The 24038-nt window shown below is 71.4% G+C and carries 21 protein-coding genes; 13 read left to right on the top strand and 8 right to left on the bottom strand.

Features of this window, described 5'->3' with window-relative positions; all coding sequences use genetic code 11:
* Positions 1-120 precede the first annotated feature (120 nt).
* Both EDM22_RS13960 and EDM22_RS13955 read right to left on the bottom strand, forming a co-directional pair.
* The gene (locus EDM22_RS13960) at positions 121-1620 is read right to left on the bottom strand and encodes a glyceraldehyde-3-phosphate dehydrogenase (RefSeq protein WP_122937698.1); all 1500 of its coding nucleotides are present in this window, start codon (positions 1618-1620) and stop codon (positions 121-123) included.
* Positions 1621-1881: 261 nt separating this feature from the next.
* Complete coding sequence (locus EDM22_RS13955) at positions 1882-2187, bottom strand: hypothetical protein (RefSeq protein ID WP_122937697.1); 306 nt, start codon at positions 2185-2187, stop codon at positions 1882-1884.
* Positions 2188-2329: 142 nt separating this feature from the next.
* Here EDM22_RS13955 and EDM22_RS13950 point away from each other — a divergent pair, with 142 nt between their 5' ends.
* Positions 2330-3775: an aldehyde dehydrogenase family protein gene (locus EDM22_RS13950; RefSeq protein WP_122937696.1), complete on the top strand. Its 1446-nt coding sequence runs from the start codon at positions 2330-2332 to the stop codon at positions 3773-3775.
* Positions 3776-3854: 79 nt separating this feature from the next.
* Here EDM22_RS13950 and EDM22_RS13945 read toward each other — a convergent pair whose 3' ends face one another.
* Complete coding sequence (locus tag EDM22_RS13945) at positions 3855-5261, bottom strand: MFS transporter (RefSeq protein ID WP_122937695.1); 1407 nt, start codon at positions 5259-5261, stop codon at positions 3855-3857.
* A 178-nt stretch (positions 5262-5439) separates the two neighbouring features.
* On the opposite strand from EDM22_RS13945, the gene hpaH reads away from it, so the two are divergent.
* The 10 genes from hpaH (at position 5440) to EDM22_RS13895 (ending at position 15393) form a co-directional block, all read left to right on the top strand.
* A complete protein-coding gene (gene hpaH, locus EDM22_RS13940) occupies positions 5440-6225 on the top strand; it encodes a 2-oxo-hept-4-ene-1,7-dioate hydratase (RefSeq protein ID WP_122937694.1) in 786 nt (261 codons plus the stop codon).
* Positions 6210-7016, top strand: a complete 807-nt coding sequence (locus tag EDM22_RS13935; protein ID WP_122937693.1) for an HpcH/HpaI aldolase family protein — start codon at positions 6210-6212, stop codon at positions 7014-7016. Before hpaH ends, EDM22_RS13935 begins: the two co-directional genes overlap by 16 nt.
* Positions 7017-7092: 76 nt before the next feature.
* Entirely contained in the window at positions 7093-8673 is a 1581-nt protein-coding gene (locus EDM22_RS13930) for a fumarylacetoacetate hydrolase family protein (protein ID WP_122937692.1), read from the top strand.
* On the top strand, positions 8670-9425 hold the full coding sequence (locus EDM22_RS13925; protein ID WP_122937691.1) for a GntR family transcriptional regulator: 756 nt from the start codon (positions 8670-8672) through the stop codon (positions 9423-9425). Before EDM22_RS13930 ends, EDM22_RS13925 begins: the two co-directional genes overlap by 4 nt.
* Positions 9426-9432: 7 nt before the next feature.
* Positions 9433-10965, top strand: a complete 1533-nt coding sequence (hpaE, locus tag EDM22_RS13920; RefSeq protein ID WP_122937690.1) for a 5-carboxymethyl-2-hydroxymuconate semialdehyde dehydrogenase — start codon at positions 9433-9435, stop codon at positions 10963-10965.
* An 88-nt stretch (positions 10966-11053) separates the two neighbouring features.
* A complete protein-coding gene (hpaD, locus tag EDM22_RS13915; RefSeq protein ID WP_122937689.1) occupies positions 11054-12196 on the top strand; it encodes a 3,4-dihydroxyphenylacetate 2,3-dioxygenase in 1143 nt (380 codons plus the stop codon).
* A 62-nt stretch (positions 12197-12258) separates the two neighbouring features.
* The gene (locus tag EDM22_RS13910; protein WP_122937688.1) at positions 12259-12675 is read left to right on the top strand and encodes a sugar 3,4-ketoisomerase; all 417 of its coding nucleotides are present in this window, start codon (positions 12259-12261) and stop codon (positions 12673-12675) included.
* Entirely contained in the window at positions 12672-13877 is a 1206-nt protein-coding gene (locus tag EDM22_RS13905) for an NAD(P)/FAD-dependent oxidoreductase (protein WP_122937687.1), read from the top strand. Before EDM22_RS13910 ends, EDM22_RS13905 begins: the two co-directional genes overlap by 4 nt.
* A 21-nt stretch (positions 13878-13898) precedes the next feature.
* Complete coding sequence (locus EDM22_RS13900) at positions 13899-14753, top strand: glycosyltransferase family 2 protein (protein ID WP_122937686.1); 855 nt, start codon at positions 13899-13901, stop codon at positions 14751-14753.
* Positions 14754-14805: 52 nt separating this feature from the next.
* Complete coding sequence (locus EDM22_RS13895) at positions 14806-15393, top strand: TetR/AcrR family transcriptional regulator (RefSeq protein ID WP_122937685.1); 588 nt, start codon at positions 14806-14808, stop codon at positions 15391-15393.
* 57 nt (positions 15394-15450) lie between these two features.
* On the opposite strand, the gene EDM22_RS13890 is transcribed toward EDM22_RS13895, so the two are convergent.
* Positions 15451-17586 (bottom strand): primary-amine oxidase, encoded by a 2136-nt coding sequence (locus tag EDM22_RS13890; RefSeq protein WP_122937684.1) that lies wholly within the window; start codon positions 17584-17586, stop codon positions 15451-15453.
* A 72-nt stretch (positions 17587-17658) separates the two neighbouring features.
* Here EDM22_RS13890 and EDM22_RS13885 point away from each other — a divergent pair, with 72 nt between their 5' ends.
* A complete protein-coding gene (locus EDM22_RS13885; protein WP_122937683.1) occupies positions 17659-18201 on the top strand; it encodes a hypothetical protein in 543 nt (180 codons plus the stop codon).
* Here the strand turns inward: EDM22_RS13885 and EDM22_RS13880 are convergent.
* Positions 18198-19730, bottom strand: a complete 1533-nt coding sequence (locus tag EDM22_RS13880) for an APC family permease (protein WP_245989391.1) — start codon at positions 19728-19730, stop codon at positions 18198-18200. The two genes, EDM22_RS13885 and EDM22_RS13880, sit on opposite strands and share 4 nt — an antisense overlap.
* Positions 19731-19943: 213 nt before the next feature.
* Between EDM22_RS13880 and EDM22_RS13875 the strand changes: the two genes are divergently transcribed.
* On the top strand, positions 19944-20924 hold the full coding sequence (locus EDM22_RS13875; RefSeq protein WP_245989389.1) for an AraC-like ligand-binding domain-containing protein: 981 nt from the start codon (positions 19944-19946) through the stop codon (positions 20922-20924).
* A 161-nt stretch (positions 20925-21085) separates the two neighbouring features.
* On the opposite strand, the gene EDM22_RS13870 is transcribed toward EDM22_RS13875, so the two are convergent.
* From EDM22_RS13870 to EDM22_RS13860, 3 genes are all read right to left on the bottom strand, one after another.
* Positions 21086-21859, bottom strand: a complete 774-nt coding sequence (locus EDM22_RS13870; RefSeq protein WP_122937681.1) for an alpha/beta fold hydrolase — start codon at positions 21857-21859, stop codon at positions 21086-21088.
* A complete protein-coding gene (locus tag EDM22_RS13865; protein WP_122937680.1) occupies positions 21856-22539 on the bottom strand; it encodes an isochorismatase family protein in 684 nt (227 codons plus the stop codon). The genes EDM22_RS13870 and EDM22_RS13865 overlap by 4 nt, the downstream gene beginning before the upstream one ends.
* A 73-nt stretch (positions 22540-22612) precedes the next feature.
* The coding region (locus tag EDM22_RS13860; RefSeq protein ID WP_342768524.1) for a D-alanyl-D-alanine carboxypeptidase/D-alanyl-D-alanine-endopeptidase at positions 22613-24038 on the bottom strand (1426 nt) is incomplete at its 5' end.

The raw sequence follows: 24038 nt of genomic DNA, 5'->3' as shown, positions 1-24038 counted from the left end.
TCGCTACTCGACCGGCGAGATCCACCGCCGGTCGAGTAGGGCCCGCCAGGGCCCGTATCGAGACCACGCAACGCGTCTCGATACGCTCGCTCCGCTCGCTACTCGACCGGCGAGGCGCCGCTACTCGACCGGCGACGAGCCGGCCGGCGCGAGCGCGCGCTCGACGCGCACGGGCTCCCGCTCGGGCAGGACGATCGGGTGCGACCCCGCCATCGCCTCGATGACGCGCACGACCTGGCAGGAGTAGCCGTACTCGTTGTCGTACCAGACGTAGAGCACGACGTCGGTGCCGTCGGCGATGGTGGCAAGCCCATCGACGATGCCGGCGCGGTTGTTGCCGACGAAGTCGGTGGAGACCACCTCGGGCGACTCGATGTAGTCGACCTGCTGTCGCAGCGGGGAGGTGAGCGAGGTCTGCCGCAGGTACCGGTTGAGCTCGGCCTTGTCGGTGGGGCGTTCGAGCTGCAGGTTGAGGATCGCGAGGGACACGTCGGGCGTGGGCACGCGGATCGCGGAGCCGGTGAGCTTGCCCTCGAGGGCGGGCAGTGCCTTCGCGACGGCCTTCGCGGCGCCGGTCTCGGCGATGACCATGTTGAGCACCGCGGAGCGGCCGCGGCGGTCGCCCTTGTGGAAGTTGTCGATCAGGTTCTGGTCGTTCGTGAACGAGTGCACCGTCTCGACGTGGCCGCGCACGACGCCGTACGCGTCCTGGATCGCGGCGAGCACCGGGGTGATCGCGTTCGTGGTGCAGGATGCCGCGGACAGGATCCGGTCGGCCGGCTCGATGGCGTCGTGGTTGATGCCGTGCACGATGTTCTTGATCGCGCCCTTGCCGGGCGCGGTGAGCAGCACCCGGGCCACCCCGGTGGACTCGAGGTGCCGCGAGAGCCCCGCCTCGTCGCGCCAACGGCCCGTGTTGTCGACGACGATCGCGTCGTGGATGCCGTACGCGGTGTAGTCGATCGTGGCGGGGTCGTCGGAGTAGATCACCTGGATCAGGGTGCCGTTGGCGAGGATCGTGTTCGCCTGCTCGTCGACCTCGATCGTGCCCTGGAACGGCCCGTGCACCGAGTCGCGGCGCAGCAGGCTCGCCCGCTTCACGAGGTCGTTCTCGGCGCCCTTGCGCGCGACGATCGCGCGCAGCCGCAGACCCTGCCCGTTGCCGGCGTGAGCGATGAGGATGCGTGCCAGCAGGCGCCCGATCCGACCGAAGCCGTACAGCACCACATCGGTGCCGGATGCCGCGGGCTCCCCCGCGTCGACGAGCACCGGCGCGAGTTCCGCACGCAGGAAGTCCACGAGCGGCTGCTCGCCGCCAGTCTCGGCGTGCCGGGACACGAGCCGCGCCACGTCGATCGAGGCCGGACCGGGTGCGACCTCGGTGAGCGCCTCGAGCATGCGCATCGTGTCGTCGAGGTCGAGCTCCTCGTCGCGGGCCTGCCGCGCGAACCGGTGCGCCTTCAGCAGCTCGACGGCCGAGCGGTTGATGAGCCGGCGGCCGTGGATCGAGGTCACCACCCCGTGCTGCCGGTAGAGGCCGCCGATGAGCGGGATCATCCGCTCGGCGAGCTCCTCTCGGGCGATCCATTCCTCACGGCGGGCGTCGAACTCGTGGCTCACGGTCTTCCTCTCGGCCGTCCGAGCTCGCGGCGTCGTCGGCCCATCGCGTCGCGGTCGAACGCGCGGATGGCAGCACCGACCACGTCTTGTCCAAGGGGGATGCCTCGATGATAGCCCGGTGCGTCGCGGCATCCGCTGTACATCGCGGCGGGTGACCGGGCGAGCGGATGCCGCGGCGGCGAGCACGGCGACACGTCGGCGCCGTGGGCCGAGCCGCCACGTGCGCAGCGCGTCAGCCGTGGGCCACCGAGCGGCGAGGCGTCAGAGGGCCGGGACGTCGTCGACGAAGCGCACGTTGTACTCGGCGACGCGCTGCGGGACGCCGGCGAACGCCTCGGCCCGCGCCTCGGAGGCCATGTACGCCTGCTCGAGCGCGAGGAACGCATCGCGGTCGCCGGGCGCGCTCACCGCCCAGACGAACTCGTTCGTCTCGCGGAGCCCGTGGGCGAACTCGATCGTGAACCCGGCGGCCGGCCGCACGCGGGGCATGGCGCCCTCGAACCACTCGAGGAACGCGTCGTACTCGCCGTCGACGAGGGTGTAACGGCGGAGCTGGATCGTCTTCACCCGTCCATTCTGCCGTGTGGCCGGAGTCCGTGACGCCGCGCGGCCGGACGCGGTGCTGCGCGCACAGTCAATGCCCGTGCAGGAGCGGTCAAGACGCCGAAGCCGGTCGCGCCGAGACTGATGCCACCAGCTTGGAGGTCCGATGGAGAACTACCAGACACTGCTCGCGGCCGTGACGCCCACCGAGGGCCACGCCGATGAGGTCAGCGCGACCGCACCCGCGGTCGCCACCCGCGAGGTCTTCGACCCCGCGACCGGGGCGAGCATCGGCCTCGCGCCGGTGCACACGACCGCCGATCTCGACGCCGCCGTCGAGCGCGCGGTCGCCGCGCAGCCCGCGTGGGCGGCACGGAGCGACGACGAGCGACGGGCGACGCTGCACCGCGTCGCCGACGCGATCGAGGCGGCCGCCGAACCGCTCGCCGAACTGCTCTCGCGCGAGCAGGGCAAGCCGCTCAACGGCCCGAACGCGCGCTTCGAGGTGCAGGCCTGCGCGAACTGGCTGCGCGCGACCGCCGAGACTCCCCTGCCGACGGAGGTCGTCGTCGACGACGGCGAGACCTACGCTGAGCTGCACTATCGCCCGGTCGGCGTCGTCGGCGTGATCTCCCCGTGGAACTGGCCGATGATGATCGCCATCTGGCAGATCGGCCCGGCGCTGCGCATGGGCAACACCGTCGTCGCGAAGCCGTCGGAGTACACGACGCTCTCGGGCCTCGCGCTCATCGCCGTGATGAACCAGGAGCTGCCCGACGGCGTGCTCGGCGTCGTGGCGGGCGCCGGGGACCTCGGCGCCGCCCTCGTCGCCCGACCGGAGTTCGGCAAGATCATGTTCACCGGCTCCACCGCGACCGGACGCAGGATCATCGAGAGCTCGGCGGGCAACCTCACCCGGCTGACCCTCGAGCTCGGCGGCAACGACGCCGGCATCGTGCTGCCCGACGTCGACCCGGCCGCGATCGCGGAGGGCCTGTTCTGGGGCGCGTTCATCAACACCGGCCAGACCTGCGCCGCCATGAAGCGGCTCTACGTGCACGACAGCGTCTACGACGAGGTCTGCGAGGCGCTGCGCACGGTCGCCGCGCAGATGCCCATGGGCGTCGGACTCGACGAGCGGAACGTGCTCGGCCCGCTGCAGAACCGCATGCAGTTCGACGTGGTCGACCGACTCGTCGAGACGGCGAAGGCGGGCGGCGCGCGCGTGCTGCTCGGCGGCGAGCCCGACCGGGCGGCGGTGGGCAACTTCTATCCCACCACCCTCGTCGCCGACATCGATCCGCACGATCCGCTCGTGCAGGAGGAGCAGTTCGGCCCGGCGCTGCCGATCATCCGCTACACCGACCTCGACGAGGCGATCGCGCTCGCGAACGAGGTGGAGGTCGGGCTCGGCGCCTCCGTGTGGTCGGCCGATCGGGATCGGGCCCGCGAGGTCGCCGTCCGCCTCGAGGCCGGCACTGTGTGGATCAACTCGCACGGCGGCGTGCACCCGATGATCCCGTTCGGCGGCGTGAAGCAGTCGGGATACGGGCTCGAGTTCGGCGTCGAGGGCCTCAAGTCGGTGTCGGTGCCGCAGGTGCTCAACGGCTGAGCCCACGACGGCGCCGAGCGACGTGAGCGGATGCCGCAGGCCCCCAGCCTGCGGCATCCGCTCGTCGTCTCGCCGCGCGCTAGGCGCGCTGCCCGTAGATGGCGCCCCGCGACTGCTCCTCCTCGTGGTCGGGACCGAGCGGGATGCCCGTGCGGTCGCGCAGAAGGAGCGTCGCGGCGAACGCCACGAGCATGACGCCGGCGATGTAGAACGCGACGGACGTCGCCGTTCCGGTCGTCTGCACGAGCCAGGCAGCGATCATGGGCGCGAAGGCGCCGCCGAGGATCGCGCCGATCGCGTAGGTGATCGAGACGCCCGAGTAGCGGATCGATGCCGGGAACAGCTCGGTGAAGTACGCCGCCTGCTGGCCGTAGGTGAACCCGTTGCCGATCGCGAAGAGCGAGACGCCCAGGAAGAGCAACCACGGGTTGCCCGTGTTCACGAGCGGGAACAGCAGGAACACCGTCGCGAGGAACGCGATCCAGCCGATGATGTAGGTGTTGCGGCGACCGATGCGGTCGGAGACCATGCCCGCGGCGAAGGTGCAGGCGAGCCAGACGACGGATGCCGCGGCCACGGCCAGGAGCACCGGCGTGCGCTCCATGCCCACGAGGCCGCCGTCGGCGATCGGGGTCGTCGCGTAGTTCTGCAGGTAGCCGCCCGTCGTCATGTAGCCCGCGGCGTTGTTGCCCGCGAAGGTGAGCGCGGCGAGCAGCACGAGCAGCCAGTGGCGCTTGAAGAGCGTGAGGATGGGCGTCTTCGCGGCGGCCTTCTTCGCGGCGATCTCGACGAAGACCGGGCTCTCGTCGACGGCGCGGCGCACGACGATGCCCACGATGATGAGCACGAAGCTGAGCAGGAACGGGATGCGCCAGCCCCACGCGAGGAACGCGTCGCCGGGCGAGACCACGCCCGTCATGAGCGCGAGGGTGCCCGAGGCGAGCAGCAGGCCGATCGGCACGCCGATCTGCGGGAAGGCGCCGTACCGGCCGCGCTCGCGATCGGGTGCGTGCTCGACGGCCATGAGCACGGCTCCGCCCCACTCGCCGCCCGTCGAGAGGCCCTGGAGGATGCGGAGCAGCAGCAGCAGGATCGGCGCCAGGATGCCGATCTGCTCGTAGCTCGGCAGCAGGCCGATGAGGGTCGTCGAGGCGCCCATGAGGATGAGCGTGATCACGAGCATGGCCTTGCGGCCGATCCTGTCGCCGAAGTGGCCGGCGAGGAACGCGCCGAGCGGACGGAACAGGAAGCTCACGCCGACCGTCGCGAACGCCAGCAGCGTGGCGATCTGGGGTCCGGCCGGCGCGAAGAACAGCGCGCCGAACACGAGGCCGGCGGCGCTCGCGTAGAGGAAGAAGTCGTACCACTCGATCGTGGTGCCGATCACCGTCGCGAACGCGACGCGGCGCAGTTCCCGCCGGTCGGGCTCGGGTGCGGTCGCGGTCGCGGTCGCGATGCGGGCGGTGGGGCTGGGTGTCTGGGTCATGCGGGGTCGACTCCTCTGTCGGGTGTTCCGCGGTCGGGGTTCGCTCGTCGTCGAGCTCGTGACGAGCCTCGGGTAGATAATATACGATGTTGAATACGAAATCTGACTCGGAATTCGAATACGATCGGGTTGGGCCTCGGCGACGACGCCGAGCCTCCGACAACGAAGTGGAGCATCCGTGCTGGAGCAGACCCGCATCGCGGCGATCGCCGACGAGCTCGTCGCCGCCGACCGCGACCGATCGATCGTGCCGCGGCTCACCGCCCGCCACCCCGACATGACCGTCGAGGACGCCTACGCCGTGCAGCGCCTGTGGGCCGAGCGCGGCGTCGAATCCGGCCGCCGGCTCGTCGGCCGCAAGATCGGCCTCACCTCGAAGGTCATGCAGGTCGCGACGGGCATCACCGAGCCCGACTACGGGGTGATCTTCGACGACATGGTCCACGAGTCGGGCTCGAGCGTCGAGTTCGACCGCTTCTCGAACGTGCGCATCGAGGTCGAGCTCGCGTTCGTGCTCGCGAAGCCGCTCGCCGGACCCGACGTCACGATCTTCGACGTGCTCGACGCGACGGCCTACGTCGTGCCCGCCCTCGAGATCCTCAACTCGCACATCGAGCTGGAGGGCCGCACGATCGTCGACACGATCTCCGACAATGCCGCGATGGGCGGCATGGTCGTCGGCGGCACCCCCGTGAAGGTCGACGCCGTCGACCTGCGCTGGGTCTCGGCGCTGCTCTACCGCAACCAGACCATCGAGGAGTCGGGCGTCGCCGGCGCGGTGCTCGGCCACCCCGCGATGGGCGTCGCCTGGCTCGCGAACAAGCTCGCCGCGCACGGCCAGGCGCTCGGCGCGGGCGAGATCATCCTCGCCGGTTCGTTCACCCGACCCATGTGGGTCGAGCGCGGCGACACGGTGTACGCGGACTACGGACAGCTGGGGGCGATCACGTGCCGATTCGCTTGAACCTCCCGCCGACGCTCGCGGCCCGCATCGCGACATCCGATCGCCCGCAGTACGGCATGTGGGTGTGCTCGGGCAGCGCGATGAACGCCGAGATCGCCGCGGGCAGCGGGCTCGACGTCGTGCTCATCGACGCCGAGCACTCCCCCAACAGCCTCGAGTCGATCCTCGCGCAGCTCTACGCCGTCTCGGCCTACCCGGTGGCGCCGCTCGTGCGACCCCCGGTGGGCGATCCCGTGCTCATCAAGCAGTACCTCGACATCGGCGTGCAGAACCTGCTCATCCCGATGGTCGACTCCGCCGCGCAGGCCGCCGAGATGGTGCGCGCCGTGCGCTACCCGCCGCACGGCATCCGCGGCATCGGCAGCTCGCTCGCCCGCGCGTCGCGCTGGAACCGGGTCGACGGCTATCTCGCGGATGCCTCGAGCACGATCACGCTCTTCGTGCAGATCGAGTCCGCGGCCGCGGTCGAGGCCGTGGAGCAGATCGTCGCCGTCGAGGGCGTCGATGGCATCCTCATGGGTCCGGCCGATCTCGCGGGATCGATCGGCGCGCTCGGGCAGCAGGACCATCCCGACGTCATCGAGGGCGTGCTCCGCTCGATCCGCGCCGCGAGGGCGGTCGGCAAGCCGGCGGCCGTCAACGCGTTCGTGCCGGCGATGGCCGACCGGTACGTCGCCGCCGGCGCGTCGCTCGTGCTCGTCGGCGCCGACGTGTCGTTGCTCGCGCGCTCGTCGGAGGCCCTCGCCGACCGCTATCTCGGCGCGCACGGGGCCGATCGAGCGAGCTACTGAGGCGCGACCGGCCTGCCCCTTCCGGAAGCTCGACTGATCGTATATGATTTCAGATATCACGAGACGAGGACGCTCAATGACCATCGATGGCATCGCCACTCCCGGCAAGATCATCGCCGTGCACCTCAACTACCCCTCGCGCGCCGCGCAGCGGGGCCGAACCCCCGCGCAGCCGAGCTACTTCCTCAAGCCCGCCAGCTCGCTCGCCGCGACCGGCAGCGAGCTCGAGCGCCCCGCCGGCACCGAGCTCCTCGCGTTCGAGGGGGAGATCGCCCTCGTGATCGGCGAGCCCGCGCGGCGGGTCTCCCCCGCCGACGGCTGGCGGCACGTGGCATCCGTCACCGCGGCGAACGACTTCGGCGTCTACGACCTCCGCGCAGCCGATAAGGGGTCGAACGTGCGCTCGAAGGGCGGCGACGGCTTCACGCCGCTCGGCCCGCGGCTCATCCCCGCCGCATCCGTCGACCCCGAGGCCCTGCGCGTGCGCACCTGGGTGAACGGCGAGCTCGTGCAGGAGGACACCTCGGACACCCTCCTGTTCCCCTTCGGACAGCTCATCGCCGACCTCTCGCAGCTCATGACCCTCGAGACGGGCGACGTCATCCTCACCGGCACGCCGGCCGGCTCCTCGGTCGTGCTCCCCGGTGACCTCGTCGAGGTGGAGGTCGACGCGCCGGATGCCGCGGGCGCGCCGAGCTCGGGCCGCCTGGTCACCCGCATCACCCAGGGCACGTCCGCGTTCGGCGACTTCGGCACGAAGCCCGCCGTCGACGAGCTGCAGCGCGTCGAGGCATGGGGCTCGGAAGAGGAGCTCGCTGCGGCGATCGCCGCAGGTCGGGTGTCGGCGGGAGCCTCCCACGCCGGTCGAGTAGGGAGCGAAGCGAGCGTATCGAGACCCGCCGGCGGCCCTGGTCTCGATACGCCGGCTCCGCAGGCTCCGCCGGCTACTCGACCGGCGTTCGAACTCACGCCAGCCCTGCGCGACCGACTCGCGAGCGTGGGCGTCGCGACCCTCTCGGTCGCCCTGCGCAAGCGCGGCTACCACGACGTGTTCATCGAGGGCGTGCACGCGAACGGCCCCGGCCGCCGCATCGTGGGCCGGGCGCGCACCCTGCGCTTCATCCCGTTCCGCCCCGACCTGTTCGCGAGCCACGGCGGCGGGTTCAACGCGCAGAAGCGCGCCTTCGACACCGTCGAGCCGGGCGAGGTGCTGGTCGTCGAGGCCCGCGGCGAGCGCGGCACCGGCACCGTGGGCGACGTGCTCGCACTGCGCGCCCAGGTGCGCGGCGCCGCCGGCATCGTCACCGACGGCGGCGTGCGCGACTTCGACGCCGTCGCCGGCTTCGACATCCCCGTCTTCTCGCAGGGGCCGCACCCCTCGGTGCTCGGCCGCCGGCACGTGCCGTGGGAGACCGACGTCACGATCGCGTGCGGCGGCGCCGCGGTGCAGCCCGGCGACGTCATCGTCGGCGACGGCGACGGGGTCATCGTGATCCCGCCCGCGCTCGTCGAGGAGGTCGTCGCCGAGGCGATCACGCAGGAGCAGGAGGACGCCTGGGTGGCCGAGCAGGTCGCCGGCGGGGCATCCGTCGACGGGCTGTTCCCCATGAACGCCGACTGGCGCAGGCGCTACGAGCAGGAGGTGCAGGGCCGATGAACGCCGAGAGCAAGTCGCAGCTGGCCTACCGCTTCATCCGCGAGCGCATCGACGACGGCCGCTACGTGCCGGGCTACCGGCTCGTGCTCGGCCAGATCGCCGGCGAGCTCGACGTCTCGGTCGTGCCCGTGCGCGAGGCGATCCGCCGGCTCGAGGCCGAGGGTCTCGTCACGTTCCAGCGCAACGTGGGGGCCCAGGTCGCCCTGATCAAGGAGACCGAGTACCTCCACACGATGCAGACGCTCTCGATCGTCGAGGGCGCGGCCACGTCGTTGTCGGCGCCCTACCTCACGCCCGACCACCTGCGCCGGGCCCGCGAGGTCAACGAGCGGATGCGGCGCACCCTCGACGACTTCGACCCGCACCGCTTCACCGAGCTCAACCTCGAGTTCCACTCGGTGCTCTTCGAGGAGTGCCCGAACCCGCACATCCTCGACCTCGTGCATCGCGGCTGGAACCGCATGAAGGTGCTGCGCGACTCGTCGTTCAGCTTCGTGCCGGGCCGCGCCCGCGAGTCGGTCGACGAGCACGAGCGCCTCATCGAGCTCATCGAGGACGGCGCCGACCCGCTCGACATCGAGCTCGCGGCACGCCGCCACCGCACCACCACGCTCGACGCGGTCCTCGCGTACCAGTCCGAGCACAAGCATCCGGATGCCGCGGCGACGCCGCCCGGCGCCGCCACCGTCCCCGACACCACCGCACCCGCCGCCGAGCCGCTCGCCGCGGCATCCGCTGCACACACCGAGTAGGAACACCATGACCCAGCACATCCCCGAGGGCCTGCCCGACCGCATCCGCCACTACATCGACGGCGAGTTCGTCGACTCGATCGGCGGCGAGACGTTCGACGTGCTCGACCCTGTCTCGAACGAGACCTACGTGCAGGCCGCGGCCGGCCAGCAGGCCGACATCGACCGCGCGGTCGCAGCGGCGCGCCGCGCGTTCGCCGAGGGTCCGTGGCCGCGGATGCTCCCGCGCGAACGCTCGCGGGTGCTGCACCGCATCGCCGACCTGGTCGAGTCGCGCGACGCGCGGCTCGCCGAGCTCGAGACCTTCGACACGGGGCTGCCGATCACGCAGGCGCTCGGCCAGGCCCGACGCGCTGCCGAGAACTTCCGCTTCTTCGCCGACCTGATCGTCGCGCAGGCCGACGACACCTACAAGGTGCCGGGCCGCCAGGTCAACTACGTCAACCGCAAGCCCATCGGCGTCGCCGGGCTCATCACGCCGTGGAACACGCCGTTCATGCTCGAGTCGTGGAAGCTCGCGCCGGCGATCGCGACCGGGAACACCGTCGTGCTGAAGCCCGCCGAGTTCACGCCGCTGTCGGCGTCGCTGTGGGCCGAGATCTTCGAGGAGGCCGGCCTGCCGACGGGCGTGTTCAACCTCGTCAACGGCCTCGGCGAGGAGGCAGGCGACGCCCTCGTCAAGCACCCCGACGTGCCGCTCATCTCGTTCACGGGCGAGAGCCGCACGGGCCAGCTCATCTTCGGCAACGCCGCGCCGTTCCTCAAGGGCCTCTCGATGGAACTCGGCGGCAAGAGCCCCGCCGTCGTGTTCGCCGACGCCGACCTCGACGCCGCGGTCGACGCGACGATCTTCGGCGTGTTCTCGCTGAACGGCGAGCGCTGCACCGCCGGCAGTCGCATCCTCGTGGAGCGGGCGATCTACGACGAGTTCGTCGAGAAGTACGCCGCGCAGGCGGGGCGCGTCGTCGTCGGCGACCCGCACGACCCGAAGACCGAGGTGGGCGCGCTCGTGCACCCCGAGCACTACGACAAGGTCATGAGCTACGTCGAGATCGGCAAGTCCGAGGGCCGGCTCGTCGCCGGCGGCGGGCGCCCCGAGGGCCTGTCGACCGGCAACTACGTCGCGCCGACGGTGTTCGCGGATGTCGCGCCCGACGCCCGGATCTTCCAGGAGGAGATCTTCGGCCCGGTCGTCGCGATCACCCCGTTCGACTCCGACGAGGAGGCGCTCGAGCTCGCGAACGGCGTGAAGTACGGCCTCGCCGCGTACGTCTGGACCAACGACCTCAAGCGCGCGCACAACTTCGCGCAGGCCGTCGAGGCCGGCATGGTGTGGCTCAACTCCAACAACGTGCGCGACCTCCGCACCCCGTTCGGCGGCGTGAAGGCCTCCGGCCTCGGCCACGAGGGCGGCTACCGCTCCATCGACTTCTACACCGATCAGCAGGCGGTGCACATCACGCTCGGGGCCGTGCACAACCCCACGTTCGGCAAGCAGGAGCACCACGACTCCGACCTGGACGACCCGGACCCGCGCTGACCCACGACCCGGATGCCGCGACGACCCGACTCGTCGAGGCATCCGCTCACCGCCTCACCGCACAGAACCATCGAGCAAGGACGCTGACATGACCAACCGCGAAGACATGACCCTCACCTCATCCGGCTTCTACGTGAGCCAGGAGGCGCCGATCCACGCCGACGACCCGATCCCGACGCCGTCGGCGCCGGCGCCCGACATCCTGCGCTGCGCCTACATGGAGCTCGTCGTGACCGACCTCGAGGCGTCGCGCAACTTCTACGTCGACGTGCTCGACCTCACCGTCACCGAGGAGGACGAGCACACCGTCTACCTCCGGTCGCTCGAGGAGTTCATCCACCACAACCTCGTGCTGCGCAAGGGTCCCGTCGCTGCGGTCGCGGCGTTCTCGTACCGGGTGCGCACGCCGGAGGACCTCGACAAGGCGGTCGCGTTCTACACCGAGCTCGGCTGCCGCGTCGAGCGTCGCGCCGAGGGCTTCACGAAGGGCGTCGGCGACTCCGTGCGCGTCGAGGACCCGCTCGGCTTCCCCTACGAGTTCTTCCACGACGTCGAGCACGTCGAACGCCTCGCGTGGCGCTACGACCTCTACACGCCGGGCGCACTCGTGCGCCTCGACCACTTCAACCAGGTCACGACCGACGTGCCCCGCGCGGTCGCGTTCATGCAGGACCTCGGGTTCCGCGTGACCGAGGACATCCAGGACGACGAGGGCACCGTCTACGCCGCGTGGATGCGCCGCAAGCCCACCGTGCACGACACCGCGATGACCGGCGGCGACGGCCCCCGCATGCACCACGTCGCGTTCTCGACGCACGAGAAGCACAACATCCTCGCGATCTGCGACAAGCTCGGCGCGCTGCGGATGTCGGACGCGATCGAGCGCGGACCGGGCCGCCACGGCGTCTCGAACGCGTTCTACCTCTACCTGCGCGACCCCGACGGCCACCGCGTCGAGATCTACACGCAGGACTACTACACGGGCGACCCCGACAACCCCGTCGTGACGTGGGACGTGCACGACAACCAGCGCCGCGACTGGTGGGGCAACCCCGTCGTGCCGTCGTGGTACACCGAGGCGTCGCTCGTGCTCGACCTCGACGGCAACCCCCAGCCCGTGGTCGCGCGCACCGACGACTCCGAGATGGAGGTCACGATCGGCGCCGACGGCTTCTCGTACACCCGCAAGGACGACGGGGCGCGCGGCTTCAAGCTCGGCAACACCCTCTGAGCCACGGCCGGGAGGCGCCTGACAGCGTCTCCCGGCCAACGCGGGCAGGCTACAGTGCTGGCATGCCGGCCGATCAGACGTCGCTCCTCGCGGGGCAGGTGCGGGTGCTCGACCTGGAGCGCTTCCGAGACCATCGCGGTTCGCTCACGCCCCTCACGCTCGACGACCTCGGCTTCCGGGTCGCGCGGACCTTCGTCGTGAGCGCGTCGCGGGGGGCGGTGCGCGGCGGTCACGCCCATCGGCGCGTGCGGCAGGTCCTGTTCCGCGCCGCGGGAAGGATCGACGTGGCCGTCCGCCACGAGGGCGGCCACGCGCGGATCACGCTCGACGAGGATCGCCCGGCTCTGCTGATCGAGGCCGGTGTCTGGGCGGAGCAGACCTACCTCGACGACGGGGCCACGCTCATCGTCTTCGCCGACGGTCCGTACGACGCGACCGAGTACGAGCACGCCACCACCCCTGCGGAGGACCCGTCATGAGCCGGCGGCGAGTCGCGGTCCTGGGGGCCGGCATCATGGGCAGCGCCGTCGCGATCGAACTGGCCCGCCGCGGGTTCGAGGTGACCCTCATCGACCGCGAGGCCGCGCCCGTGGCAGCGACGAGCCGCTGGAACGAGGGCAAGATCCATCTCGGCTACCTCTACGGCGCCGATCCCACCACTGCGACGGCCCGGCACATCCTGCCCGGCAGCCTGCGGTTCGCGGAGCTGGCCCGCGAGCTCATCGCCGCCGATCTCGACGGGCACACCACCACCGAGGACGACATCTACCTCCTGCACCGCGATTCGGTCGTCGGTCCTGACGTCATGCGCGCGCGCTTCGACGCGATCAGCGAGCTCGTCCGCCGTCATCCGGATGCCGGCCGCTACCTCGTGGACGTCTCCGACGCGAGGGTCACCGAGCTCTCGGCCGCGGAGCTCGACTCCCTGGCCGGCGCCGACATCGTCGCAGGGTTCCGCGTGCCCGAGCGCTCGATGGACACCCGGTGGTTCGCGGACCGGCTCGCGGGGGCCGTCGCATCCGAGCCGGGCGTGTCGCTGCAGCTCGAGACCACCGTCACCGGGGCGGAGCCGCGCGACGGCGACGACGGACGATGGCGAGTGCGCGCCGGCAACGGCTTCGACGAGGACTTCGACATCGTGGTCAACGCGCTCTGGGGCGGCCGGCTCCCCGTCGACGTCACCGCTGGCCTGACTCCGCGACCCCCGTGGAGCCACCGCTTCCGATTGTGCGTCTTCCTCCGCACGCGAACGGAGCATGAGCACCCGAGCGCACTCGTCGCCGTCGGCCCGTTCGGCGACGTCAAGAACTACAACGGCCGCGACTTCTACCTCTCCTGGTATCCGGTCGGCCTCGTCGCCGAGAGTGCCGGGCTGGAACTGGACGCCCCCGCGATGCCGACAGGACGGGATGCCGAGGCGTTCACGGGTCGCGTCCGCGCCGCGCTCGAAGCGGTGATGCCGGGAATCGGACGGCTCTTCGACGACGCCGAATCCGCCACGGTCCACGGCGGCGTCGTGTTCGCGCGCGGAGGGGGCACGCTCGACGATCCGCATTCGGAGCTGCACCGCCGCGACCGCTACGGTGTGGAACGGCGGGGAACCTACTACTCGGTCGACACCGGCAAGTACTCCACGGCCCCGTGGAGCGCCCGCTTCCTCGCCGCCGAGATCGCCGGCTGACCGGCGCAGGAAGGAAGGCCGATGCAGGCCGGGGAATGGACCCCTCTCGTCACCGCCCTGGTGCCCACGTACAACGGCGCCGAGTTCATCACGAGGACCCTCGACAGCCTCGCAGCCCAGACGTGGCCGCACCTCGAGATCCTCATCGGAGACGACCGCTCGACCGACGACACGCTGGAGGTGGTGCGTCGATTCGCCGCCGCCCACCCGAACACCCGCATCGTCGAACGCGACGCCAACCTCGGCTGGCTGCGCAATTCGAACGACCTGATGGCCCGGGCCGAGGGCGAGCTGATGTTCTTCGCCTTCCACGACGACGTCGTGGCGCCGACCTACGTCGAGGAGCTCGTGGCGGCACTGCGGGGCAACGAGCGAGCCGTGCTGGCGTTCAGCGACCTGGAGGTGCACGAGCTCGACGGCCGGGTGGAACTCCACGTGTTCGACGAGATGGACGGCCTGCGGACGAGCCTCGAGCGGGGCCGGGTGATGGTGCGCCGCCAGGGCGGCTGGTGGGTGCCCAATCGCGGCCTGTTCCGATCGTCCGCGTTCGCCGAGGTCGGCGGCATCCACCCGAACGAGCAGGGCGAGTACTCGGCCGACTGGACCTGGCTCCTCGGGCTGTCGCTGATCGGCGAGTTCGTCCGCGTGCCGCGGGTGCTCTGCACGAAGTACTACACGGCGGGCAGCCTCTCGAAGCGATGGCCCCACGACGCCGCCCAGCTGCTCGCGCTGCGCAGGTCCGGCATCGCCGAGATCACCCGGAGCAGCGTCGACCCCGGTGAGAAGCTCCGCCTGGCCGGTTACCTCTGGCGGCGCGTGTACGGCCGGCGCCTGCCCGGCGGCATCCGCCGCACCTTCCGCCGCCTGGGCCTCTGACCCGGGTAGCCCGTAGGGTTGGAGCGAGACCGCCCACCCGCCAGAGGACGCCATGCCGAAGATCGTCGACCACGACGAACGCCGCCTCGCCATCGTGCATGCGACCTGGCGGCTGATCGCCGCCAAGGGCTTCCGCGCCACGACGATGCGGGAGATCGCCAAGGCCTCCGGCGTCGCCAACGGCGGCCTGTTCCCGTACTTCCGCAACAAGGAGGAGCTCATCGGGGCCACGTTCGAGCACGTGTTCGCCGCGACCAATGAGCGGTTCGCGGCGGTGCGCGCCGACCTCGTGGGCCTGCCCGCCCTGCACGCGCTCATGCTGCAGATCTTCCCGCTCGACGAGGAGCGCCTGCTCGAGGCCCGGATCGTCATCCCGTTCTGGGAGGTCGCGGCGAACGAGCCCGAGTTGCTCGAGCTGCACGAGCGCACCATGGCGCGCTGGCGGGTGGAGATCGCCGATCACCTCGATACGGCGAAGGCCCTCGGCCAGATCCGCGGCGACGTCGACGTCGCGCTGGCGACCGACCACTTCATGGCCATGCTCGACGGCGTGCAGGTGATCGCGGTGCTCTCGCCCGCGAACTCCGCGCCCGAGCGGCTCACGCGCCTGCTCGACGGCTACCTCGAGCTGCTCCGCTGAACTCGACGACGAGGGCGGATGCCGCGGCCTCCGCCCTCGTCGGCTGCGCGGCCCCGGTCAGTGCGAGTGCCCCGAGCACGTGCAGGCGCCGGACTCGCAGCCGCAGCCGGAGCCGGAGCCCTGCGCCGCGGCATCCGTGTGGCACGCCATGCCGAGCGCCTCGGACGACGGCACGTTGAGCGCGGGGTTGCGCCCGAAGAAGCCGTAGGGCTTGAGCGTGAACTTCGCGTAGTCGACGGGCATGACGGGCCAGTCCTCGACGCGTGGGAAGTGCGTCGGGCCGAAGGTGTGCCAGAGCACGATGTCCTCGCCGTCGATCGAGCGGTCGGCGGCCGTGTAGCGCGGGAGCCCGTCGCCGCCCGGGTTCTGGTTCACGAGGTCGCCCGCGGGGTACCGCTCGTCGGGTGCGTAGCGCGTCACCCAGAGGTGCTTCCGGGTGAACCCGGCGCGCTGGGCGATGACCGAGCCGGGGTCGGCCATCAGGGTCGGCGAGCCCTGCGCGAGCAGCTCGTAGCCGACGGGCCGGCCGAGGCGGTTCTGCTTCTCGGTGTTCACGATGTGCCAGGCGCGACCGGCCGCGACGTCGGCGTCGCGAGCCCCCTCCGACTCGGTGCGCAGCCGCGTGGTGCGCTTCGTGAAGGCGTTGCCGTACTCGTTGCCGGGCCCCATCGGCACGCGCACCGCGTCGACCTCGTCGACCGCGTTCGCGACGCCGTCGACCATCATGTCGAGCCGGGCGCTGAACAGGTGCTGGTGGTACGGGGCGCCGAGGCCCGGTGCGACCTCGCTCGCGTAGTCGCCAGCCGCGGGGTTGTACGCCGAGGTGAAGAGCACGCCCGTGAGCTTCGCCTCGCACTCGATGGTGCCGTCGAGGTAGAGATACCAGTAGAAGCCGTAGTCGTAGTTGCCGACCGTGGTGAAGAAGCTGATCACGAGTCGCCGCTGGCGGCGCACCTCGCTCGACCCCGTGTAGATGTCGGTGTGCTTCCAGAGCGTGCCGAAGTCCTCCTCGTGCATGCAGATCGCGTTCGGGATGACGCGGGGGTTGCCGAGTTCGTCGGCGAGCGTCGCGTCGAAGTAGCGGATCTCGCCGAGGCAGTCGCAGCCGAGCGACAGCGAGTTGGCGTACCGGCCGTAGATGTACTCGCCGGTGTCGAAGTAGTTCTGCCAGAAGCGGGCGGGCGACGGATCGCCGTAGGGCACGACCATCTCTGCGATCGACGCCCGGTAGATGATGTCGCGCTCGGCGCCGCCCTGGTCGGCGTCGGCGAAGCGGATGCGGCGCAGCACGAGCCCCTCGCGCGCGTCGAACGCGATCGAGAACCGCCAGTTCGCCCACGAGACCTCGTCGCCGTCGACGGTGAAGCTCGGACCCTCGGGCTGGGTGATGGCGATCGGCTTGAGTGTGTCGAGCGGCGGGCCCTGCACCTCGGGGTCGTCGAAGTTGCCGCCTTCGGCTGGGATGTCGAAGACCTGGTGGTCGATGAGCTCGAACATGCGGCCCTCGATCATGTCCACGTAGGCGCAGAGCCCGTCGACGGGATGGGCCCAGCAGTGGTCCTGCTCGAACTGCTGCATGAAGGCGAGCACGCGGATGACGCGCCGCCCCCGCTCCCCCTCGAATCCGTAGTTGCCCGCCGACAGCGGCGCGAGCGCCACCTGGTCGTGGGTGATGCCGCGCTTGGCGAGGGCGGCGTGCCACTCCTGCTCCTGCGCGAGCATGCCCGAGATGGCCTCGAACTCGAGGTCGAGGATGGGCGCCTGCCCGTTGGAGCCGTCGATCGCCTCGGCGCGCACGACCTCGCCCGCAGTGAGCGACACCCGCACGTCGTGCGACGCGCCGCTCGTCCGGTCGAGGAGGAGCGCCCGCACGATGCGCGGGAGCTCCGCCCCGGCGAGCACGTCGGCCTTCGCGGGCTCGTCGACGCCGAGGTAGACGAACCGGGTCGAGGCGCCCACGTGACCGGCGGCGGCGAGGATCTCGCGCGCCGCGGTGATCTCGTCGGCCGTGAGCCCGCGCAGCGGGTCGAGGGTCGTGCCGGGCGATGGAGCGGATGCCGCGGGCGCGATCGCGTGCGCCCCATGCGGGTCGTGCGCGCGGTGCGGGTCGTTCCCGTGCGGTTCGTGCCCGACACCCGTCGCGTGCTGCGAGTGCTGCGAGTGCTGCGAATCCTGTGCAGACGTCGTCGTCATGCTGGCTGCTTGTTTTTTCTCTACGCTTGTCGAGTAATATAGCGGGCAATCCTCCGACAGGGAAGTCTGGACATGGGCGAACTCGCACACGGCGCGATGCTCGTCGGCGCGCTCGCCTGCGCCGCGTGCACGATCGCGGGCCCGCGGCACGGTCGCGTGGTCGACGTGGCCGCCTCCTCGGTGATGCTCGCCGCCATGGTCGACATGTCGCTCACCCATGTGCTCCCGGGGCTCGCCTGGGCCGCCGTGCTCGTCGCCGCCGGCCTGGCGCTCGGTGCGCGGCTGCGGGTCGGCCGCGCGCGGGAGGTCCGCGGCATCCGGAACCACCGCCTCGCCCGCGAGCTGCATCGGGCGCTCGCCTTCATCGTGGGCGCATGGGCGATCGCGGGGGCCGCCGGGCCGGGCGCCGCGGCATCCATCGCCCACGCCCATGCCGCCTCGACCGGACTCGCGTTCGGCGCCGCGGTGCTGGCCATGACCGCGTTCGGCGGATGGCTCGTCGCCCGCCTCGCCCGCAGTGGACGCCGCGAGGGGCTGCACGCGGCCGAGGCGGCGAGCACGACCCTGATGCTCGCCGCCATGGCGCTGCCTGCGCTGGTGCCGACGCTCGGCTAGATGCCGCGCTGCGGCTCGGTCTCGAGCACGGCCGCCTCGGCCTCCTCGATGCCGTGGCCGATGCGCTCGTACAGCTCGGGGTCGCGTCGGCGGATGGCGAAGCCCCAGACCACGCCGAGGATGCCGGGCACGATGAGGAGCGCCGGCAGCACGAAGGTCGCCGCCGTGGTCTCGGCCTGCCCGAGCAGCACGTCGAAGTTCAGCACGATGAGCACGAAGACCGTGAACAGCACGACGGCCGAGATCGCCGGCGCGACGAGCGTCGGCCACGCGCCGAGGCCGCGCCGGTCGTTGCGGAAGAACCCGATGACGGCGATGGCGATGATGCCCATGAGGAGCACGAGCCCCATCGCACCGGTGTTCGTGAGCCACGTGAACATGGTCAGCACCGGATACAGGAACTCGACCGGCGCGAAGTCCGCCTTGAGTCCGATGACCTCGCCGGCGATCACGAAGCCGATGGTCACGACGAGCGCGATGACCGTCTGGGTGACGGAGCCGGCCCACGGCGCGCGCGACACCGTGCGCACCGAGCCGAGGCCACGGTGCAGCAGCCCCTCGCGCCCGAGCGAGTAGAGGTAGCGGGCGACCGCGTTGTGGAACGACTGCAGCGCGGCGAAGAGGCTCGTGAGGAAGAGCAGCTGCATGACGTCGCTGATGATGACCGGCGCATGCTCGCTCATGAAGGCGAACATGAGGTCGGGACCGAAGGTCCTCGACTGTTCGATGATCCGCGACGGGCCGACGCCCACCGTGAACGCCCAGGCGCTGAACGCGTAGAACACGCCGATGATCGCGACGGCTGCGTAGGTGGCGCGCGCGATGGTGCGCTTCGGATCCTTCGACTCCTCGCTGTAGATGGCGGCCGACTCGAAGCCCATGAACGAGGCGATGCCGAACGCGAGCACGGCCCCGAGACCGGGGACGAAGAGGTTCGCGGGATCGATGCCCGCCGTGCTCGCACCCTCGGGCGCGACGGCGAACGCGACGATGTCGAAGACGATGACCGCGAGGAACTCGAGGCCGACGAGCACGCCGAGCACCTTCGCCGAGAGGTCGACCCGGTTCACGCCGAGGATCCCGACGACGGCGATGCACGCGAAGATCCAGACCCACCACGGGGTCACGATGCCGAGCTTCGCCTCGAGGAACGTCGACAGCTGGAAGCCGAAGAGCCCGTAGATGCCGATCTGCATGGCGTTGTACGCCACGAGCGCCACGAGCGAGGCGCCGACGCCGAACGGCCGGCCGAGGCCCTGCGCGATGTAGGCGTAGAACGCGCCGGCGTTCGTGACGAAGCGGCTCATCGCCGCGTAGCCCACGGCGAACACGGCGAGCGCGGCGGCGAGCACGATGAAGCCGAGCGGCACGCCGACGACGCCGGTCACGGCGAACGACGTGGTCACGCCGCCGGCGACGACGGTGAGCGGTGCGGAGGCCGCGATGATCATGAGCGTGATGGAGGGCACGCCGAGGCGCCGGTGGCTGAGCGCACCGGTGGCCGGCGGGGACGTCGTCGTTGAGGTCATGGCACGGGGTTCCTTGTCTCGACTGCGGGCGAGCAACGGCAGCATCGCCCGGCTCGGCCCATGATCGTCCACGTGCCGGTCGGCGGATTGTCCGTGAGTGTACGCCGCTTGACCGCCGCTGCATGCCGCCACTGTCGACTGTTCCTCAACAAGCGTATAGTTTCAGTTCAGGTCCGACGGCGTCGTCGGACCCTGAGAGACGAGGTGTCCCCCGTGCCGCAACTTCTCCGAGGATCGTCCCCCGAGGTCGACACCTCCGACCTGCCGCTCGACTTCACCCAGTTCAGTGCGCTCGTGTCGCAGTCGTTCGTGCCGCTCCGGGTGCGCAGCGACCGGCCGGAGCCCTTCCGTGGCGACATCCGGGCGGCCGGCACCGACGACGTGCACGTCTCGGTCGTCACCGCCGACCGGCACGTGATCGAGCGCACGCCCGAGCTCGTCGCCCGTCAGGAGAACCGGTTCTTCAAGCTCGGCCTGCAGCTCTCGGGCACGGGACTGCTCATCCAGGACCATCGCGAAGCCGTGCTGCGGCCCGGCGACCTCACGATCTACGACACGAACTCGCCGTACTCGCTCGTCTTCGAGGAGAGCTTCAGCACCCTCGTCCTCATGGTGCCGCACCGGCTCATCGAGCTGCCCACCGATGCACTGCGCGGCATCGCCGCGACCACGATCTCCGGCGAGTCCGGCCTCGGGAGGCTCGTCGCCCGCTTCCTCGGCGACCTCGGCGGAGCGCTCGACCAGCTCGACGGCCCCGTCGGCGGCCGACTCGCGCGGAACGCCGTCGACCTCGTCACGACCATGTACGCGCAGGAACTCGACATCGCACGCGACGCCGACAAGCCGCACCGGCCCCTGCTCCGCCGCGTGCAGGCCTGGATCGAGGACCGGCTCGGCTCCCCCGAGCTCTCCCCGTCGACCATCGCCCGCGCACACTACATCTCGACCCGGCACCTCCACGGGATCTTCCACGAGGAGGGGCTGACCGTCTCGGCCTGGATCCGCACGCGACGGCTCGAGCACTGCCGACGCGACCTCGCCGACCCCGTGTCGGCGCATCGTCCGGTCGGCCAGGTCGCGGCGCGGTGGGGGTTCACGGATGCCGCGTACTTCAGCCGCACGTTCCGTGCCGAGTTCGGCGAGCCGCCCAGCTCCGTGCGCGCCCGCGCCCTCGGTTCCCCGCCGGTCGAGTAACGCGCAGCGCGTACCGAGACCCCGCCCGCCGGTCGAGTAGCGCGCAGCGCGTATCGAGACCCCGCCCGCCGGTCGAGTAGCGCGCAGCGCGTATCGAGACCCCGCCCGCCGGTCGAGTAGCGCGCAGCGCGTATCGAGACCCCGCCCGCCGGGCCGCCGGCTCAGGCGAGGAAGTCGATCGCCGCGTCCTTGAACGCGCGCGCCGTGAGCGTCGAGACGTGGTCTCGGCCCGGGATCGTGACGACGTCGCTCCCCCACTCCATCGCGAGCTCCTGCACGCCCACGGGCACCGGGTCGTTCTCCCCGACCACGAAGAGCACGGGGGTGCTCCCCGGGATCGACAGCGACGAGCCGGCGACCCCCTCGATGCACGCGAGGAGCGCATCGGGGTCGGCGCCCGCCTTGATCGCGGGCCCCAGCACCTGGGCGATGAGCTCGTTCCCGGGCGGCACGCCCTCCTCGAGGTAGGCACGCGCCTCGGCGAGCTGCCACGTCGCGAGGAGCTCCTGCGGGCCGGCGCCGCCGATCACGACCCGCCGCACGCGCTCGGGCGCGAGCGCGCACAGGTCGGAGACGACGCGGTTGCCCATCGAGTAGGCCACCACGTCGACGGTCGCCGCGCCGGCGGAGTCGAGCACGGCGACGAGGTCCTCGCCGAGACGTTCGGGCGCGTACGAGTCGGCGTCGGCCGGCTTGTCGCTGTCACCGTGCCCGCGCAGGTCGACCGTGATCACCTCGCGGCCCGCGTCACGCAGGGCGCGCACCCACCCGGTGACCTGCCACGTGACCTCCGCGTTCGACGCGAAGCCGTGCACGAGCAGGATGGGCGGCTGCGAGGCATCCGCGTCGCCGGCGCCGAAGACCCGGTAGGCGATGAGCGCGCCGTCGGGCGACTCGGCGTGGAGCGTGGGCGCCTCGGCGTGCCCCGTGGTCATCGGGCGTCCCCGTCCCCGGGGCCGGCCCCGTCGGCCGCGTCGGCCGCGCCGGATGCCTCGGCGGCATCGGATGCGTCCGGGGTCGCGCCGGCCTCGACCGCCGCCGACTCCGCGAGGATCGCGCCGGCGTGGCCGAGCTCGGCGAGCGCCGCAGCCGACGACTCGGACGCGACCCCGGCGACGAGGTCCGTCAGCACGCGCACGTGCTGGCCGTGCTCGAGGGCGTCGAGCGCGCTCGCGCGCACGCAGTAGTCCGTCGCGATGCCCACCACGTCGACGTCGGTGATGCCGTGCGCGGCGAGCACTTCGGTGACCGACGCGCCCGCGTCATCCGTGCCCTCGAAGATCGAATAGGCGGGAACCCCCTGGCCCTTGCGGATGTGCACGTCGACGGCCGACGTGTCGAGCGCCGGGTGGTACTCGGCGCCGGGTGTGCCCGCCACGCAGTGCACGGGCCACGTCTGCACGAAGTCGGGGGCGTCGTCGACGGCGAAGTGCCCCCCGTTGTCGTTGTCTGCGTCGTGCCAGTCGCGGGATGCCACGACGAGCGCGTAGTCGCCACGGTGCGCACCGAGGTACTCGGTGATGCCGGCGGCGACGGCGGCACCCCCGTCGACGCCCAGCGCCCCACCCTCGGTGAAGTCGTTCTGCACGTCGATGATGAACAACGCCCGGCTCATGGCAGGCTCCTTCGCTCGGCTGGCGCGGCCGGTGTGCCGCACTTCCATTGTGGCCCGTCCGGATGCCGCGGGGTCAGCCGTTGGCGAGGTTGTCGCCGCACCGGTAGAAGGCGGTCGTGAGGGTGTCGATCGCCTGCTTGGCCTCCTCGGTCACGTCGCCGAGCGCGTAGATCGCGAAGGTGAGCGTCGATCCGTCCTGCGCGCGGATGACGCCGGACAGCGTGTAGCCGGTGTCGATCCAGCCGGTCTTCGCCGTCACGGCTCCGGCGGCCGCGGCGTTGTCGCCCTGGAACCGGTCGGAGTACGAGAGCGAGCCGCGCTGGCCCGAGATCGGGAGCCCGTCCATGAGCACGCCCAGGTTGCCCTCGCGCGCGTTGATCTTCACGAAGAGCCGGGTCAGGTACGAGGGCGGCACGGCGTTGTCGTCGGAGAGGCCGGAGCCGTCGACGATCGAGATGCCCGTGGTGTCGACGCCGTAGCCCTGCAGGCCCTCGAGCACGCCGGCGTTGATCGCCTCGAAGCCGTTGCCCGCGCCCGTGGCGATGGCGACCTGGCGCGCGAGCATCTCGGCGGCGGTGTTGTCGGAGACGACGAGCGCCTTGTCGACGAGCTGCGCGACGGTGGGCGACTCGACCCGGCCGAGTTCGCGGGCGCCCGCCGGCGCGGTGCCCCGCTCGATCACGGAGACACCGCCGAGCTCGTCGGCGAACGCCTCCCCCGCCCGGCCGATCGGATCGGTGCTGCGCGTCGACGTCTCGGAGAAGGGGTCGTCGCGGTCGCCGTCGACCTGCAGGGCCGTGACCTGCGACATGTAGCCGTCGTCGCGCTCCTTGGTGTCCCAGCTCGGCTGCCACTCGTCGCCGCCGAACAGCGATGCGTCGAGCACGAGCTTGGTGATCGGCGGGTTCGCGGGATCGGCGGCCCACGCGTCGCGCACCTGGCGCGCGAGCTCGTCGAGGTGCGCGGCGCCCGGGTACACGGTGTCGCTCCCGCTGGGGGTGCGGGAGAGCGTGAGGTCGCCGCCGCCGACGAGCACGACGGAACCGGGCTCGGCGCCCTGCACGACCGTGGTCGAGAACGTGCGGTCGGGTCCGAGCACCGAGAGGGCCGCAGCGGTCGTGAGCACCTTCATGACGCTCGCGGTGCGCGAGGGCGTGGTGCCGCCGCGGTCGAAGAGCACCTCGCCGGTCGCCGCGTTCAGCACCTGCGCCTGCAGGTTCGCGAGCCGCGGGTCGGCGGCCTGGTCGTTCACGAAGCACGTGCGGATGCGGCCCGGCGCTGGGGTCGCTGTCGGGACCGCGCGGCCGGCGTCGGCGGTGGGCGTCGGCGAGGGCTCGGCGGTCGGTGCCGCCACGGCGTCGCCCGAGGAGAGCGCGGCGCCCGCGGTCACTGCACCCGCGCCGAGGAGCGCGAACGCCACGACGGCGGCCGCGATGACGAGCGGCACGCGGTGGCGGCGCGCGAACGCGCCGATGCGGGCGAGCACGCCGCCCGCCGGT

The organism is Agromyces tardus, from assembly GCF_003710805.1.
GTDB lineage: Bacteria > Actinomycetota > Actinomycetes > Actinomycetales > Microbacteriaceae > Agromyces > Agromyces tardus.
The sequence above is the reverse complement of the archived record's forward strand: the minus strand, read 5'-3'. Positions and strand labels throughout refer to the sequence as shown.